The organism is Amycolatopsis speibonae (assembly GCF_042647925.1).
GTDB lineage: Bacteria > Actinomycetota > Actinomycetes > Mycobacteriales > Pseudonocardiaceae > Amycolatopsis > Amycolatopsis speibonae.
Genome location: NZ_JBHRWK010000081.1, coordinates 1 through 14,626, shown reverse-complemented (window position 1 = coordinate 14,626; position 14,626 = coordinate 1). Strand labels below are relative to the sequence as shown.

Below are 14,626 nucleotides of genomic sequence, written 5' to 3'. Positions count from 1 at the left end.
AGAATCATGACCACGGCGCCGAAAGCGGTCGGATTCGAATCAGGCGATTGTCATTCGAACCCCGGTTCGCTCCTGTCGGCGATGCTCGGGAATTCCGGGCGGCCCCGGCGTGTCGGGTGGGAATACTGCCGCACGCTTCGTGCGGCGACAACTGCTCGAATGACGCCCGGTGTTCAACTGAGTATCCGGTACTCGGTTGAACACCTCGCCGTATTCACCGGCGGGGCTACGACTTCTGCGCGCCGACTCGCTGTTCCAGTTGCTGTGCGAACTCGATCCACTCGTTCGCGCAACGGCGGGCCAAGGCGGCGAGGACGTACACGCTGTGCGGGGGAACGGTGTCGACCACCTCACGCCATTCCTCTTCGGCGATCACCCGGTGGACGAGCCAGCGCAGCGTCCGGGTGCCTGTCTGGGCGAAGCGCAGGGACGGATCGCGTTCCAGGTTCCGGAGGACGGCGTTGCGCTCCTGTGTCGAGAGACGTTCGGAGCAGTCGTGGGCGGGCGAGCCGGCGTCGCGGCGTTCGGACTGGCTGTCCCGGACCGCGCGGGGCCGCCGTGGTGGCACCGGATCTTCGCCGCGCTGGATCCGTTCCCGTACGTCGCGCACGGTGGCGGGGGCGATACCCGCCGCGCGGGCGATCGCGCGGAGCGACGCTTCCGGGAAGGCCGTGATCAACCTGCTCGCGACGCGCCGACCGTCGGTGCTGTCCAGCGGGCGGACCCGGCCGTCACGACCGAGCCGGGACGTCCCCTGCGGAAGTCCTTCGATCCGGCCGCGGACCGCGGCGACGGTACGGGGACCGAGACCGGCGGCCGCGGCGATGGCGCGATCGGACCAGTCCGGATGCGAGATGACGATGCGGGCGACCGCGGCCTCCCGGTCCGCGTAGGACAGCGGCAGGCCGTGCGCGACGTTGGCCTTGACCGCCAGCACGAACGCGTCTTCCTCGCTGCCGTCGAAGAAGACGACGTCGATGCTGTCCTGGCCGCGCAGCCGGGCCGCGCCGAGCCGGTGCATCCCGTCGATGATCCGCATACTCGACCGGTGCACCAGGATCGGCGGGAGCGCGCGGTCCGGTTCGGCCAGCACCCGGATGTGCTCGGCGTCCTCGCCGATCAGTCGCGGCGAGTCCGCCGGTCGTAACGCGGCGACCGGAACGGTGTAGGTGACCTGGTCCGCCTTCGGGTAGCCGGTCGACGGCGACGGTTCGGTGTGCTCGTTCGAATCAGCCGGGTGCCCCTGGCTGGAGCCGTGATCAGCTTGCCCGCTCAATGGGCACCCCCGTCGGGTTGTGGATGGCAAACCTGCGACTTACTGTGAATGAGTCCTTGGCGCCAGCACCGATTACCGACTCTTGACTTTTCGCTGATTTCGGGCGTCGTCGCCTCAGACTTGAATTCGATTCAGACGGCAGTTCCAGGATGCAAAACCGCCGACCGCTTCCCCATTAAAATGTCCCCGTAGAATCTGGCGTCGTTCAACTCATGAACTGCGTCATCACTGGTGCCCTCCCCGCTCTCCTGGTCAGAGGGTAGGTCGTCGATCGAGCGTGAACTAGGTGCTCAAGCGAGTTCCCGGCCCGGGTGCGATCCTTTTCGCGCCTTGCCGCACCGGGGGTTCGGCCGGACGATCGGCAATGGTGCCCGGCAAGGGCCGGGCGGCGGGACTATGGGGCGGTCCGGGGTGCCCGTTCAACTGGTTCACCGGACGCGGTTGAGCGTCGAATGCGCTGTTCGGCGGCGCGGGGGATTGTCTATTCGGCGGCTGCCTGAGCTGTTCGGAGGCCGCGATACAGCTATTTGGAGGGTCATCGAAATGCCCAGTCTGACCCAGCTCGAAGCGAGTGGACGTGGCACAGTGCTGCGAGTCCGCTCGTATCAGGTCGATCTCGATCTGACGACCGGCGACGAGATGTTCCGATCGACGACGGAAATCGTTTTCGACGCGAACTCCGGGGACGGCGGGACATTCCTCGACGTGCGTCCGCGCGAGTTGCTCTCGGTGACCCTCAACGGCCGGGAACTGGACGTGGCCGCGCTCCACGACGGGCGGTTCCCCCTCACCGGCCTCGCCGAACGGAACGAGATCGTCGTGGTCGCCGACATGGCCTACTCGCGGGAGTGCGAAGGTCTGCACCGGTACACCGACCCCGCCGACGGCCGGGTCTACCTGTATGCCTTCGTGTACATCGACAACGCGCCGCGGATCTTCGCCTGCTTCGACCAGCCGGACCTCAAGGCGCCCTTCACCTTCGGCGTCACCGTTCCCGACGAGGACTGGCAGGTGCTCGGCAACGCGCCGGCGACCTCGCTCGGCGCGGGTCGCTGGCGGCTCGACGAGACCGCGCCGCTGGCGACCTACTTGACCACACTGGTCGCGGGCCCGTACGAGTCCTTCCACACCGAACACGGCGGAGTGCCCCTCGGCCTGCACTGCCGTGCCTCGCTGGCCGAGGGGCTCAAGGACGACATCAAAGAGGTCTTCGAGGTCACCGGGCAGTGCCTCGACGAGTACCGGCGGCTGTTCGGCGTGCCCTATCCGTTCGGCAAGTTCGACCAGGTCTTCGTCCCCGAGTTCAGCGTGCTTTCGCTCGACCATCCCGGCTGTGTGCTGCTGCGCGAGCTGTACCTGTTCGGCTCCGCCGTACCCGCGAGCGAGCGGGAGACCAGGGCCGTGGTCATCGCGCACGGTCTGTCCCTGATGTGGCTGGCGGGCCTGGTCACCAACACGTGGTGGGACGATCTGTGGCTCGGGCAGGCCTTCGCCGACTACATGGCCCACCGGGTCACGAGCGACGTGACGAGGTTCTCCGGACCGCTGACCACCTTCGCCGTCCGGCGCAAGGCCCAGGGCTACGTGGCCGACCAGCGGCCGTCGACGCATCCGGTGAGCCTGGCCGGACCGGACGTGCGGACGGTGCTGCTCGAACTGGACCGGATCTCCTACTTCAAGGGCTCTTCGGTGCTGCGGCAGCTGGCCGCGCGGGTCGGCACCCCGGCGCTGCGCGAGGGCCTGCGCACCTACTTCACCCGCCACGCGTACGGCACGGCGACGTTCGGCGACTTCCTCGCCGCGCTGAGCGAGGCCACCGGAACCGACCTGACCGAGTGGGCCCGCGTGTGGTTCGGCACCTGCGACGTCGGCACCCTGACGTCGGAGATCACAGTGACCGACGGAGTGATCTCGGCCGCCGCCGTACGCCAGGATGTTCCGGCCGCGCACCCGGTGACTCGGCCGCACACCCTGGATGTGGGTTGCTACGGCGACGAATCCACGACGACACGGGTCGTGATCGACGGGGAACGGACCGAGCTGCCACAGCTGATCGGCCTGCCGGAACCGAAGTTCGTGCTGCTCAACGACGGCGACCTGACTTACGCGAAGATCCGCTTCGACGAACGATCACGCGCCGCGCTGCCCGAGTTCCTTCCCCGGCTGTCCCCGGTCAACCGCGCCATGGTGTGGTGCGCGCTGCTACTGGCTGTGCAGGACGGTGCCTATCCGGCCGCCGATCATCTCGACCTGGTGACCGGGATGCTCGCCGTGGAGCCGGAGCCGTCCATCGTCGTCGAGGTGCTCGAACAGGCGCGCGCCGACGTCGCCGATCGCTTCCTGTCCCCGGAGTCGCGGCCCGCCGCGCTCGACAGGATCGCCGGTGCCCTCCGCGACCGCATGGCGGACGTCGTGCCGACGGACGAGATCTGGTTGTGCCTGTGCCGGGGGCTCGTCGAGTTCAGCGCGGACGTCGGCGAGCTGCGCGGCTGGCTCGACGGCACCCGGCTGCCCGCCGGACTCGTGCTCGACGCGGATCTGGCCTGGCGGACCAGATACCGGCTCGCCGTGCTCGGCGGCCTCACCGAGGACGAGATCACCGCGGCCCATCGAGCGGACCCCAGCACCCGGGGCGCGCAGTTCGCGGCGAAATGCCGTGCGGCCAGACCGGATCCGGCGGCCAAGAGCGCGGCCTGGGACGCGATCGTCGGCGACACCAGCGTGTCCAGCTACGGGCTTTGGGCGATGGCCGAGGGATTCTGGCAACCGGAACAGGCGGAGCTGACAGACGGTTATGTGGCGAGGTTCTTCGCCGAGATGCCTGCCGCCGCCAAGCTGCGTGGTGATCTCGTGCTGGACGTGCTGGTCCGTTTCCTTTACCCGCGCTACGCCGCCTCTCCGGAGACCCTGCGGCTGGCCGGCGAACTGCTGGCCCGAAGCGACGTCGAACTGCCGCTGCGCAGGCGGGTCGCGGACTTCACCGGCGACCTCCGCCGTGCGGTCGCCGCCCGGGCGCACGGCGCCGTCTGAGCCGAGGGGAAGGAAGTCCCGTGCGGGTGGGAATTGTCGGCGGCGGCATCGCGGGCGCGCTGATCGCCTGGCGACTGCGCCGGACGGCGCCGCGGATCACGGTCGACGTCTACACCGCCGGACCGGCCGGCGGCGACGCGACCGGCGCGTCCGGCGGTCTGGTGCGCGGCTTCGAACGGGTCGTGCCGTTGTGCCGCCAGGCCGCGGACGGTCTGGCGGAACTGCGCGGCGATCCAGCGCTGCGGTCGGCGGCGGCGTACCGGGAGGTCGGCTCGGTGTACCTGCTGCCCGCCGGTGCCGAGGTGACCGAGCCGGTCCGGGTGCTCGAAGAGGTCCTGCCCGGCTCGGCGACGCTGCTCACCGGTGCGGAGCTGGCAGGCCACTATCCTTTCCGCGGCCTGCCTTCCGGCATGACCGCTGTCGTCGAGCGGCAGGCGGGTTTCCTTTCGCCCGCCCGGTTGCGGGCCGCCGCGCTGGCCTGGATCGCCGACAGCGGCGGGACGGTCCGCCGGGTGCCGGTGGTGACCGTGACTCCGGCCCCGGCCCTGTGCGGGGCCGACGGCGCGGCCAAAGGATACGACGCGGTCGTGCTCGCCGCGGGTCCGTGGACGCCTGCCTTGCTGACGGCGAGCGGACTGCCCACCGGCGGGTTGCGCGTCAAACAGATCCAGTACTCCGTGTACGAGGGGCGGCCTGCCGGGCTCGGCGCCTTCGTCCGGGAGGACACGGGAATGTGGGGCCGCCCGGACGGGGAGACCGGGTTCCTTCTCGGTCTGCCCAGCGACCGGTGGGACGTCGATCCGTCCTGCCCGCAGCCGGACGTCGCGCTGGTGGATCGGGTCGCGGAGGAGGCCCGTCGCCTGCTGGGCCATCCACCGGCCGGTCACCGTCCACTTCGGACCGCGGTGTCGTCCGACTGCTATCACGACCCGCCGGGCCTCGCACTGCGCGAGGTCTGTCCGGGGGTGTTCACCTTCACCGGTGGCTCGGGTGGCGCGGCCAAGACCGTGCTCGCGGCGAGCCGTGCTGCGGCGGCTGTCTTGGCGCGGTAAGCAGTAGGGACCTTCAGCTGTACTGGACCAGCTCCACCAGCAGCCCCGCGGGCCGGGCCAGGTAGAGGAAGGCGACCAGCATGCCCTGCCGGGCGCCGGTGCAGGGCTCGCGGTCGACAGGGGTGAAACCGGCTTCGCGCAAGCGGTTCAGCTCCGGCACCAGGTCGTCCACTTCGAAGGCGATGTGGTGCAGCCCGGGGCCGAACCTGGCGAAATGGCCGTCGAGCGCCGAACCGGGGCCGGCCGGGGAGACCAGCTCGATCAGGGGTCTGCCACCGCCTCCGGCCGGCTGCCAGAATTCGCACGCCACCCGATAGCCGTCGGCGATCCCATTGTCCAGTTTGGACAGATCGAGGGTGGTCATGGCGGGCCCGAGTGCCGAAGGATCGTCTGTCGCGAGTCCGATGTGGTCGATGCCGAGCAACATGACCCGAGGATAACGGCGTACCGGACGGTTGTTCTCGAGCTGATTTCACGCGCAGCTGACCGGAACGCTTTCCATCGGCCCGCGCCGTACGCTCCGGTCCATGACGACCGATGACGCGACAGAAACCGGATTGAGGACGGCCGTCGAACGGGAACTGCCCCGGGTGCGGGCCGATCTGGAACAGCTGGTCCGCATTCCCGGTATCGCCTTTCCCGAATTCGACCACACGCACCTGGACCGTTCCGCGGAGGCGGTGGCGACGCTGCTGCGTGGCTGCGGGTTGGACACCGAAGTCGTCCGCGCCGGTGGCCATCCGGCCGTCCTCGGCCGCAGGCCCGCGCCGGCCGGTGCGCCGACCGTGCTGCTCTACGCACACCACGACGTGCAGCCGCCGGGCGACGAATCGTTGTGGGACAGCGATCCTTTCGAGCCCGAGGAGCGCGACGGCAGGCTCTACGGCCGCGGCGCGGCGGACGACAAGGCCGGGCTGATGGCGCACGTCGCGGCGCTGCGAGCGTTCAATGATGCCCTGCCGGTCGGGGTCGTGGTGTTCGTCGAAGGCGAGGAGGAGTACGGCTCGGCGTCGCTCGCCGACCTGCTCCGGCTCCACCATGACAAGCTGCTCGCCGACGTCGTCGTGATCGCCGACTCGGCCAACTGGGATATCGGCGTTCCCGCACTGACCACGTCGTTGCGGGGGATCGTCAACTGTGTGGCCGAGGTGCGCACCCTGGACGCCGCTGTCCACAGTGGAATGTACGGAGGCGCCGTGCCGGACGCGCTGACCGCGCTGGCCCGGTTGCTGGCGACGCTGCACGACGACGCGGGCGACGTCACGGTGGAAGGGCTCGCCGTGGGCTCCGGGTCCACCTTGGATCTCTCGGCCGAGAGGGTGCGTGCCGAGGCGGGAATGGTCGACGGCGTCCGCTTCACCGGCACCGGTTCGCTGGCGGACCGGTTGTGGACCAAGCCCTCGCTGTCGGTTCTCGGTATCGACGCGCCCTCGGTTCTCCAGGCGGGCAATGCCCTGGTACCGGTGGCCCGGACGAAGATCAGTGCCCGGCTGGCTCCCGGCGACGATCCGGTCAAGGCGTTCGCCGCGCTCCGGGACCACCTCGAAGCCCGCTGTCCCTGGGGCGCCGCGATCACGGTCACTTTGGACGGTGCCGGAGCGCCGTGCGTCATCGACACCACGGGCCCGCACTACGAAGCGGTCCGATCGGCGTTGCGTGCCGCCTGGGGCGGGGTTCCGCCGGTGGAGATCGGCGTCGGCGGCTCCATCCCGGCCGTCTCGACGTTCCAGGCGGAGTTCCCGGCCGCCACGATCGTGGTGACCGGCGTCGAGGACCCGGACACCCGGGCGCACGGCCCGAACGAGAGCCTGCACCTCGGCGAGTTCGCCCGGGTCTGCCTCGCCGAGGCGCTCATGCTGGACGGGCTGGCCCGGACTACCCGCTGACCGGCTCGGCGAGCATGCTCAGCGCGGCCGGATTCGCCGCGAACACCGCCGTGTCGTAATCCTCGATCATCGACGAGACCGGGCCGTCGTACTCCGCCAGCCATTCGTCCGTGGCGTAAAGCGAGCGAGACCGCTCGACCCGATCCTGCTCGGATGGAAAAGCGCGCAGCAGGAAATAACCGTTTTCGTTGTTCGACGACGGACCGTGCGCGACCACCGTGATACCCAGCCTGCGCATCAACGGAATCGTGCCCTCCCGGCTGATCCGGTCGAATTCCTCGCGGCTGCCGGACTTCACGGTGAACAGTCGAATCTCCAGCAACCATGGTTTAGCGTTGTCCATCTCACACCTCGCCCTCGGTATTCCGGAAGGGCGAGTAGAGCACCGAAGAATGGTGGACGTCAATTAACGGCGAATCGAATACGTCAACGTCACCGGTCAGGTTCCGGTTCCTGGGCCCGCTCGAGTTCTTCGACGGCAGGCAGTGGTCCTCGATCGGTGCCCCGAAGCAACGGGCGCTGCTGGCTGTCCTGCTGATCAACGCCAACCGCGCGGTGTCGGCGGACCAGCTCATGGCGGAACTGTGGGGCGAGCGGCCGCCGCCGAGCGCCGCCGGCCTGCTGGCGGGCTACGTCTGGCGGCTGCGGAACAGCCTCGGTGACCCGCGAGGGCGGATGCTGAGCACCAGGGCACCCGGTTACCGGCTCGTGCTGCCGCCTGGCTCGACCGACGTCGACGAGTACGAGGAATTGGTCGCGGCGGGCCGGAAGAGCCTCGCCGAGGGCGACTTGTCTTCGGCGGTCACGACGCTGACCGAAGGACTCGGGATGTGGCGCGGGACGCCGATGGCGGACGTGGCGATGGTCCCGTCCGTCCTTGCCGAGTCCGCCCGGCTCGAAGAGGCGCGGCTGGCGGTGGTGGAGGCCCGGATCGAGACCGAGATCGGGCTCGGCGGGCACGAGGCGCTGCTTCCCGAACTGAAGCTGATGGTCTCGCGGTTCCCGCTGCGCGAACGGCTCCACGCGCATCTGATGGTGGCGCTCTACCGGTCCGGACAGCAGGCCGAAGCCCTTGGCGCGTACCGGGATCTGCGCAGGCTGCTGGTCGACGAGCTCGGCGTCGAGCCGAGCAAACCGTTGCGGGAACTGCAGGGCCGGATCCTGCGGGACGACCCGCTCCTCACCGAGACACCCCGGCGCACCACCCCGGCGATCGCGGTCCGGCGGCCCGTCGTGCCGCGCACCCTGCCTCCCGACGTGCCAGCCTTCATCGGCCGGGATCGCGAGCTGGCCTGGATCACTTCCCGGCTCACAGCCGGGGAGCAGCGCTGCGCCGTGCACGGGATGGCAGGCGTCGGCAAGACAACGCTGGCGGTGCACGCCGCGCACCGGGTGGCCGGCTCCTTTCCTGACGGTCAGGTACATCTGAGCCTCGGGGCGTCCTCGGCGCGCGGTCCGACGGCTCCGGTCGAGGTGATCGGGCGGCTGCTCGCGGCACTGGGCGTCCCGGTCGCCGACCTCCCGCCGGACGAGGAGGGGGCCGCCGCGGTGCTGCGCACCGTCCTCGCCGACCGCCGGGTGGTCATGGTGCTCGACGACGTCGCCGACTCCGGGCAGATCCGCCAGCTGCTGCCGTCGGCGCCCGGCTGTGCGGTGATCCTGACCGGCAGGCCCGCCTCCACCGCGGTGGACGGGGCGGGCCTGGTCCGCCTCGGCAGGCTCCCGGAGACGGCCGCGACGGCGCTGATCCGCCGCTACGCCGGTGCTCCCAGGGTGGACGCCGAGCAGGCCGCCACCGTCCGGCTCGCCGGGCTTTGCGACCACCTGCCGCTCGCCCTGCGCGTCGCCGCCACCAGGCTCGCGCAGCGTCCGGAGTGGACGGTCGGCGAGTTCGCCGCGCGGCTGGCCGACCCGGGGCGCAGGCTCGACGCGCTGGCCTGTGACGGACTCAGTGTCCGCACGAGCCTGCAGGCGGGCGTCCGGCTGTTGCGGCGCTCCGCCGATCCGCTGGCGACACGCGCGCTCGGGCAGCTCGGGGTACTGGACCAGCCGGTGGTCTCGACGGAAGCGCTCGCGGCCGCGCTCGACATACCCGTCCCCGCGGCCGAAGCGGCCGCGGAGCGACTTGTCGACGCAGGGCTCGTCGAGACGCTGCGGATGGACTGGTACCGGGTGCCGGGATTGGTGCGCTTGTTCGCCGTCGGCGAGTACGGCCGGCTGTCGCCGGCGTCGCGGTGAAGGTTCAGCGCAGCATCGACCGGTCGGTGGGGGTCAGCAGCAGCCGCTCGACGGAGTCCGGCAGATGCGGCCGTACGTCGTCCCGCCACTCGGGTAGCGCGGCCAGCCTCTCGGTGTGCTCGGCGTAGGCGTCCTGGTCGGCGAACGAAGCGAGCACGACGAGTACGTGTTCTCCCGTGCGGACCGGCAGCCCCTCGAAGTCGTTCTCCGCGTATTCCGTCCGCAGCAAGGAGAGCGGGGTGGCGCCTGCCTTTTCCAGCAGCGGAAGGACGGTCTCGCCGAAGAACCGGACGAGCGGCTCGTCCGGCGTCGACGGCAGGTAGTGGATCGTGGCCGTGACCAGCGAAGACGCGGGCGTGTCCCGGATCGTGGGGTCGAGGTCCGCCGGCACTCCGTGCTTGACCGGCCGCAGCAGCAGCACGTCGTCCGTGTCGATCATGGTGGCGTTGGCCGCCGCGGCGTTCGCCTTCCAGACCGGACCCGTGTAGAAGCTCGTCAGTGACCGGAGCCTGGCCTCCATGTCCGGGAAGCTTCGCAGCCACACGAAGTGATCCGGGCGGTCCAGGTCCCGGAACTGCCCCAGGACGCGCATCCCGGTGGCCTCCTGGGTCTCGACGAACTCCCGGTCGAACAGCTCGATCAGTTCCTCGCGCCGTCCAGGATGAAGGGTGTACTGCCGCAGCTCGATAACGTCGGTCACGCGAAGGACACTAAGGCATCAGGCTTGTCGTGAAAGGGCTTTTCGGCGGTCATGCGTCGAGCAGTTTGTCGAGGGTGATGGGGAGGTCGCGGACGCGACGGCCGGTGGCGTGGTGCACGGCGTTGCCGAGGGCGGCGGCGATGCCGACGGTGCCCAGTTCTCCGATCCCGCGGGCGCCGAGGGGGTTGAAGACGGTGTCGGGATGGTCGAGGAAGCGAACGTCGATCGGCGGGACGTCGGTGCTGACCGGGAGGACGTAGTCGGCGAGGTTCGCGTTGGCGATGCGGCCGGTACCCGGTTCGAGGTGTGTGTTCTCCAGGAGGGCCTGACCGATGCCGAAGATCACGCCGCCGACGATCTGGCCGCGCGCGGTCTTCTCGTTGACGATGGCGCCGGCGTCGATGACCGTCGTCACCCGGCGCACACGGCATTCCCCGGTCCAGCGGTTGACCGCGACCTCGCAGAAGTGCGCGCCGAACGAGGTGAAGGCGAAACGTTCGCGTTCCGGGCCCAGCGCGGTGGTTTCGGTGGCGTCGATCCCGGCGAGGTCGACGATGCCGAGCAGCGCGCCGAAGCCGATCCGCCGCCCGGGGCCTACGACGTCACCGCGTTCGTAGCGCACCTTGTCCTGGCCCATGCCGTGGAACGGGGACCGTTCGTGGGTCACGGCGAGTTCGAGTAAGGCGCGCTTCGCGGACTGTGCCGCCGCGTGGACGGCAGGGGCGGAACTCGCCGTGCCCGCGGAGGCGAACGCGCCGGGATTGTCGGCCAGCGCGGAGTCGCCGAGCGCGGCGTGGACGCGGTCCACCGGGAGGCCGAGGGCGTCGGCGCCGACCACGGTCAGCACCGTCCGCATCCCGGTGCCCAGATCCGACGTCGCGGTGGACACCGTCGCGGTGCCGTCGGCCTGGAGCCGGACCTTCCCCGTCGTGCGGTACCGCGAGGCCGGGTAAGCGGCCGTCGCCATGCCGGTGCCGAGCAGCCACTCGCCGTCGGCGACCGCCCTCGGCACCGGGGCACGCCGGGACCAGTCGAACATCTCGGCGCCGACGCGGTAGCACTCGTCGAGGTGCTTGCCGGACCACGGCACGCCCCGTCCCGGGTACGTGGTGGCGTAGTTGCGCAGGCGTAACTCGATCGGGTCCATGCCGAGCCGCACCGCCAGTTCGTCCATGGCGGTCTCCAGCGCGAACGACCCGGCTTCCGGCCCCGGCGCCCGCATCGGCGTCTGGGGTGGGACGTCCAGGGTCACCAGGCGCTGCCCGACGTGGATGTTGGGGGAGGCGTAGAAGTAGCGCGAGGTGGTGTGCGGCCCCGCCTCGTAGAGGAACCCGTCGCCGCCGCTCGACAGGCTGGCGTAGGCGTCGTGCTTGAGGGCGACGAGGTGCCCGCCGCGGTCCGTGCCGAGGGAAACCGTCTGGGACATGGCCGAGCGATGGCCGGTGACGCCGAAGGTCTGCTCCCTGGTGAGCACGATCCTGACCGGGCGGCCGAGCGCCTTCGCCGCGGCCGCGGCGAGCACGGGATGTCCCCAGGTGAGGATCTTGTTGCCGAACCCGCCGCCGACGTGCGGGCTGAGTAGATGCACCCGGGAAGGGTCGACGCCGACAGTGGTGGCGATCGTCCCGGCGGCCAGCTGAGGAGCCTGCGCGCCGCTGTAGAGGGTGAGGTAGCCGTCGCGCCACACCGCGATGGCGGCGTGGGGCTCCATGGCGCTGTGGTACTCGATCGGCTGGGTATAGGTGGCGGTGACGACCGCGTCGCTCGCGCCGAGGGCTTCGTCGATGGACGCGACCCCGTCGGCGAGCAGGTCGAGCAGCGCCGGCTCGCCGTTGACGTCGTCCGGCAGGGTGGCGCCGGGCATCCCGTCCCGCAACGACGTCCGCGGAGGGACGGCGGTGTAGTCCACGCGGACCAGCGCGGCGGCGTCCCGAGCCTGCTCGAAGGTCTCGGCGACCACCAGTCCGACGATCTGCCCGTGGTAGCGAACCTGGTTGTCCCGCAACGGAAGCCAGTTGTACCCGACGCCGGATTCGGCGCCGCCGAACAGGGGCAGCGGGTCGGCGTGGGTGTAGACGGCGAGCACGCCGGGGGAGCGCCGCGCGGCCGCGCTGTCGATGGCGCGGACGGTGCCGCGCCCGACCGTGCTCAGCAGGAGGTAGCCCTCGGCGAGGCCGTCGACCGGATAGTCGGCGGAGTACCGCGCGGCTCCGGTGACCTTGAGCCGTCCTTCGACGCGTGAGATCGAGGTCATGGTCTGTCCGCCAGCTTCATCAGGGCACGGGTGACGGTGCGCCGCAGCAGCGGCACCTTGAAACCGTTGTGAGTCAACGGACGGGCTCCTTCGGTGGCGAGTGCCGCGGCTTTCTCGACGACGTCGAGCCGCGGCGGACGGCCGCGCAACGCGTCCTCCACCGCGGTCAAGCGCCATGGTCTGGTGCCGACCCCGCCCGCCGCTAGCCGCACGTCACGCACGACGCCGTCGCGGACCGACAGCGCGGCCGCGACCGAGGCGAGCGCGAACTCGTAGGAGGCCCTGTCGCGCACCTTCACATAGGTCGACCTGTTCGCCCAGCCGAGCTGGGGAATGGTCACGTCGGTCACCAGTTCGCCCGGCCGCAGTTCGTTTTCGAGGTGCGGGGTGGTGCCGGGCAGGCGGTAGAACTCGGCGAGCCGGACCTCGCGGGAGCCGTCCCGGCCGGTCAGCCGCACCGAGGCGTCCAGCGCCACGAGAGCCACGGCGAGATCGCTCGGATGCGTGGAGACACAAGAGTCACTGGTGCCCAGGACGGCGTGGGTGCGGTTGGCACCCTTGATCGCCGGGCAGCCGCTGCCGGGTGTCCGTTTGTTGCACGGTGTGGCGATGTCCCGGAAGTACCCGCATCTGCTGCGCTGCAGAAGATTCCCGCCGATGCTGGCCATGGTGCGCAGCTGTGGCGACGCACTGGCCAGCAGGGCTTCGGCGAGCAGCGGGTACCGCGAGACCACCAGTGGATGAGCGGCCACGTCGCTCATCCGCTCCAGGGCCGCGATGTGCAGCCGCTGCCGGTCTGTCCACACTCCGGTCAGGGGCAAGCGGTTGATGTCCACCACCCGGCTCGGCGTCAGCACTTCGAGTTTCATCAGGTCCACCAGCGTCGTGCCGCCCGCCAGATAGGCGGAATTCGGCGCTGCGGCGCGGTCGAGTGCCTCGGCCACGCTGTACGTGAGCGCGAAGTCGTAGGGCCGCATCAGTCCGCCGCTCCCGCTGTCCGGATCGCCTCGACGATGTTGGTGTACGCCCCGCAGCGGCAGAGGTTGCCGGACATGAGCTCCCGGATCTGCTCCGGCGAGTGGGCGCGCCCTTCGCGGAGCAGCGCCACCGCCGACATGATCTGGCCGGAAGTGCAGAAGCCGCACTGGAAACCGTCGTGTTCGAGGAACGCCTGCTGCACCGGATGCAACCTGTCGCCACGCGCCAGCCCCTCGATGGTGGTGACCCGCCTGCCGGTCACGGAACCCGCCAGCGTCAGGCAGGACAGCACCCGCCGTCCGTCGACGTGCACCGTGCAGGCACCGCACTGACCGCGGTCGCACCCCTTCTTCGTGCCGGTCAACCGCACTCTGTCGCGCACCGCGTCGAGCAGCGTCACCCGCGGATCCAGCCGCAGCCGCTCCACTCTCTCGTTGACCCGCAGTTCCACGTCGATGAGGCTGCCGCTCGGTTCGGCGTCTGCCGCGTCCGTGTTTTCGAGCTGCCCACCGACCGCCAGTACCGCCGACGCCGTCGCGGTCCGCCCCAGGAAGCCGCGCCGGGAGATTCTGCCCTCGTTCGATTCATCCATGGTCTGATCGGACTCCTCCAGGATCGCCCCTCAGCGGACATCGACCGAGTTTCTCGGATCGCCTCTTGTTTCGACATCGCTCAGCTGAGCAGGAGCTCGGGTAGAGTTCGCGGCATGCTCGAGCTCCGACCCAATTGCGAGTGCTGCGATCGCGACCTGCCGCCCGCCGCGGACGCGCTTATCTGCACCTTCGAATGCACTTTTTGCCCTGGCTGCGCGGAGGGTCGCTTCGGTGGGGTCTGCCCCAACTGCGGAGGCGAGTTCGTGCGCCGTCCCGTGCGGCCCGCGGCTTTGCTCGAACGGCACCCGCCTTCGTCGCAGCGGGTGGTCAACGCGCACGCGGCCTGTTCGCCGGCCTAGGCCGGGAGGGCGGCGGCGAGGGGTGGTCGTGAGTGGGACGACCTTGATCAACGGAGGATCCGGGCCACTTGTCGAGGGGCGAGGCAAAGGTGCCCGGTCGGTCGGGGTGAAGGGGCCTTCGGGACACGACGTCGAGTCGCCGAACTTCAGGGTGCCCCCGATGTGGCATTGGGGACACTCACCTTGGATCCACCGGTGTTGATGTGGTGTTTGGGGTGTGTCTGGGTACGCAAATGCCCTCTGGCTTGGGATGATTGTTC

At 70.1% G+C, this 14,626-nt stretch carries 13 protein-coding genes and 1 pseudogene; 5 read left to right on the top strand and 9 right to left on the bottom strand.

Translation table 11 applies throughout. The features are described 5' to 3' along the window. Positions 1-226 precede the first annotated feature (226 nt). Complete coding sequence (locus tag ACFOSH_RS37660; RefSeq protein WP_378245400.1) at positions 227-1,276, bottom strand: ParB/RepB/Spo0J family partition protein; 1,050 nt, start codon at positions 1,274-1,276, stop codon at positions 227-229. 543 nt (positions 1,277-1,819) lie between these two features. Between ACFOSH_RS37660 and pepN the strand changes: the two genes are divergently transcribed. Both pepN and ACFOSH_RS37650 read left to right on the top strand, forming a co-directional pair. Then, positions 1,820-4,306, top strand: coding sequence for an aminopeptidase N (gene pepN / locus ACFOSH_RS37655; RefSeq protein ID WP_378245398.1), 2,487 nt, complete (start codon positions 1,820-1,822; stop codon positions 4,304-4,306). A 20-nt stretch (positions 4,307-4,326) separates the two neighbouring features. Continuing rightward, positions 4,327-5,358: an FAD-dependent oxidoreductase gene (locus ACFOSH_RS37650; RefSeq protein WP_378245396.1), complete on the top strand. Its 1,032-nt coding sequence runs from the start codon at positions 4,327-4,329 to the stop codon at positions 5,356-5,358. A gap of 13 nt (positions 5,359-5,371) precedes the next feature. Here ACFOSH_RS37650 and ACFOSH_RS37645 read toward each other — a convergent pair whose 3' ends face one another. Then, positions 5,372-5,785: a VOC family protein gene (locus ACFOSH_RS37645; protein WP_378245394.1), complete on the bottom strand. Its 414-nt coding sequence runs from the start codon at positions 5,783-5,785 to the stop codon at positions 5,372-5,374. Positions 5,786-5,885: 100 nt separating this feature from the next. Here ACFOSH_RS37645 and ACFOSH_RS37640 point away from each other — a divergent pair, with 100 nt between their 5' ends. After that, complete coding sequence (locus tag ACFOSH_RS37640) at positions 5,886-7,244, top strand: dipeptidase (RefSeq protein WP_378245392.1); 1,359 nt, start codon at positions 5,886-5,888, stop codon at positions 7,242-7,244. Here ACFOSH_RS37640 and ACFOSH_RS37635 read toward each other — a convergent pair. Both ACFOSH_RS37635 and ACFOSH_RS37630 read right to left on the bottom strand, forming a co-directional pair. Beyond that, positions 7,234-7,587, bottom strand: coding sequence for a hypothetical protein (locus ACFOSH_RS37635; RefSeq protein ID WP_378245390.1), 354 nt, complete (start codon positions 7,585-7,587; stop codon positions 7,234-7,236). The two genes, ACFOSH_RS37640 and ACFOSH_RS37635, sit on opposite strands and share 11 nt — an antisense overlap. 1 nt (position 7,588) lies before the next feature. Beyond that, entirely contained in the window at positions 7,589-7,819 is a 231-nt protein-coding gene (locus ACFOSH_RS37630; RefSeq protein ID WP_378245437.1) for a hypothetical protein, read from the bottom strand. Between ACFOSH_RS37630 and ACFOSH_RS37625 the strand changes: the two genes are divergently transcribed. Beyond that, complete coding sequence (locus ACFOSH_RS37625) at positions 7,800-9,482, top strand: AfsR/SARP family transcriptional regulator (RefSeq protein ID WP_378245388.1); 1,683 nt, start codon at positions 7,800-7,802, stop codon at positions 9,480-9,482. The genes ACFOSH_RS37630 and ACFOSH_RS37625 overlap by 20 nt on opposite strands. Positions 9,483-9,486: 4 nt before the next feature. On the opposite strand, the gene ACFOSH_RS37620 is transcribed toward ACFOSH_RS37625, so the two are convergent. From ACFOSH_RS37620 to ACFOSH_RS37600, 5 genes and pseudogenes are all read right to left on the bottom strand, one after another. After that, positions 9,487-10,182 (bottom strand): NIPSNAP family protein, encoded by a 696-nt coding sequence (locus ACFOSH_RS37620; RefSeq protein WP_378245386.1) that lies wholly within the window; start codon positions 10,180-10,182, stop codon positions 9,487-9,489. A 49-nt stretch (positions 10,183-10,231) separates the two neighbouring features. After that, positions 10,232-12,436, bottom strand: coding sequence for a xanthine dehydrogenase family protein molybdopterin-binding subunit (locus tag ACFOSH_RS37615; RefSeq protein WP_378245384.1), 2,205 nt, complete (start codon positions 12,434-12,436; stop codon positions 10,232-10,234). After that, positions 12,433-13,413 (bottom strand): FAD binding domain-containing protein, encoded by a 981-nt coding sequence (locus tag ACFOSH_RS37610; RefSeq protein WP_378245382.1) that lies wholly within the window; start codon positions 13,411-13,413, stop codon positions 12,433-12,435. The genes ACFOSH_RS37615 and ACFOSH_RS37610 overlap by 4 nt, the downstream gene beginning before the upstream one ends. Further along, positions 13,413-13,871: a (2Fe-2S)-binding protein gene (locus ACFOSH_RS37605; protein ID WP_378245431.1), complete on the bottom strand. Its 459-nt coding sequence runs from the start codon at positions 13,869-13,871 to the stop codon at positions 13,413-13,415. Before ACFOSH_RS37605 ends, ACFOSH_RS37610 begins: the two co-directional genes overlap by 1 nt. 75 nt (positions 13,872-13,946) lie before the next feature. Further along, positions 13,947-14,006 (bottom strand): annotated as a pseudogene (locus tag ACFOSH_RS37600) (hypothetical protein); the annotation flags it as partial. Positions 14,007-14,120: 114 nt separating this feature from the next. Between ACFOSH_RS37600 and ACFOSH_RS37595 the strand changes: the two are divergent. After that, positions 14,121-14,366 carry a DUF1272 domain-containing protein gene (locus tag ACFOSH_RS37595; RefSeq protein WP_378245380.1) on the top strand — a complete coding sequence of 82 codons (246 nt, stop codon included), beginning with the start codon at positions 14,121-14,123 and terminating at the stop codon, positions 14,364-14,366. Positions 14,367-14,626: the final 260 nt, after the last annotated feature.

Bases quoted from the DNA above. Each gene is read 5' to 3' on its own strand.
- ACFOSH_RS37645 (WP_378245394.1), bottom strand. From the start codon at position 5,785: ATGTTGCTCGGCATCGACCACATCGGACTCGCGACAGACGATCCTTCG.
- ACFOSH_RS37610 (WP_378245382.1), bottom strand. From the start codon at position 13,413: ATGCGGCCCTACGACTTCGCGCTCACGTACAGCGTGGCCGAGGCACTC.
- ACFOSH_RS37595 (WP_378245380.1), top strand. From the start codon at position 14,121: ATGCTCGAGCTCCGACCCAATTGCGAGTGCTGCGATCGCGACCTGCCG.
- ACFOSH_RS37635 (WP_378245390.1), bottom strand. From the start codon at position 7,587: ATGGACAACGCTAAACCATGGTTGCTGGAGATTCGACTGTTCACCGTG.
- pepN (WP_378245398.1), top strand. From the start codon at position 1,820: ATGCCCAGTCTGACCCAGCTCGAAGCGAGTGGACGTGGCACAGTGCTG.
- ACFOSH_RS37630 (WP_378245437.1), bottom strand. From the start codon at position 7,819: ATGAGCTGGTCCGCCGACACCGCGCGGTTGGCGTTGATCAGCAGGACA.
- ACFOSH_RS37640 (WP_378245392.1), top strand. From the start codon at position 5,886: ATGACGACCGATGACGCGACAGAAACCGGATTGAGGACGGCCGTCGAA.
- ACFOSH_RS37615 (WP_378245384.1), bottom strand. From the start codon at position 12,436: ATGACCTCGATCTCACGCGTCGAAGGACGGCTCAAGGTCACCGGAGCC.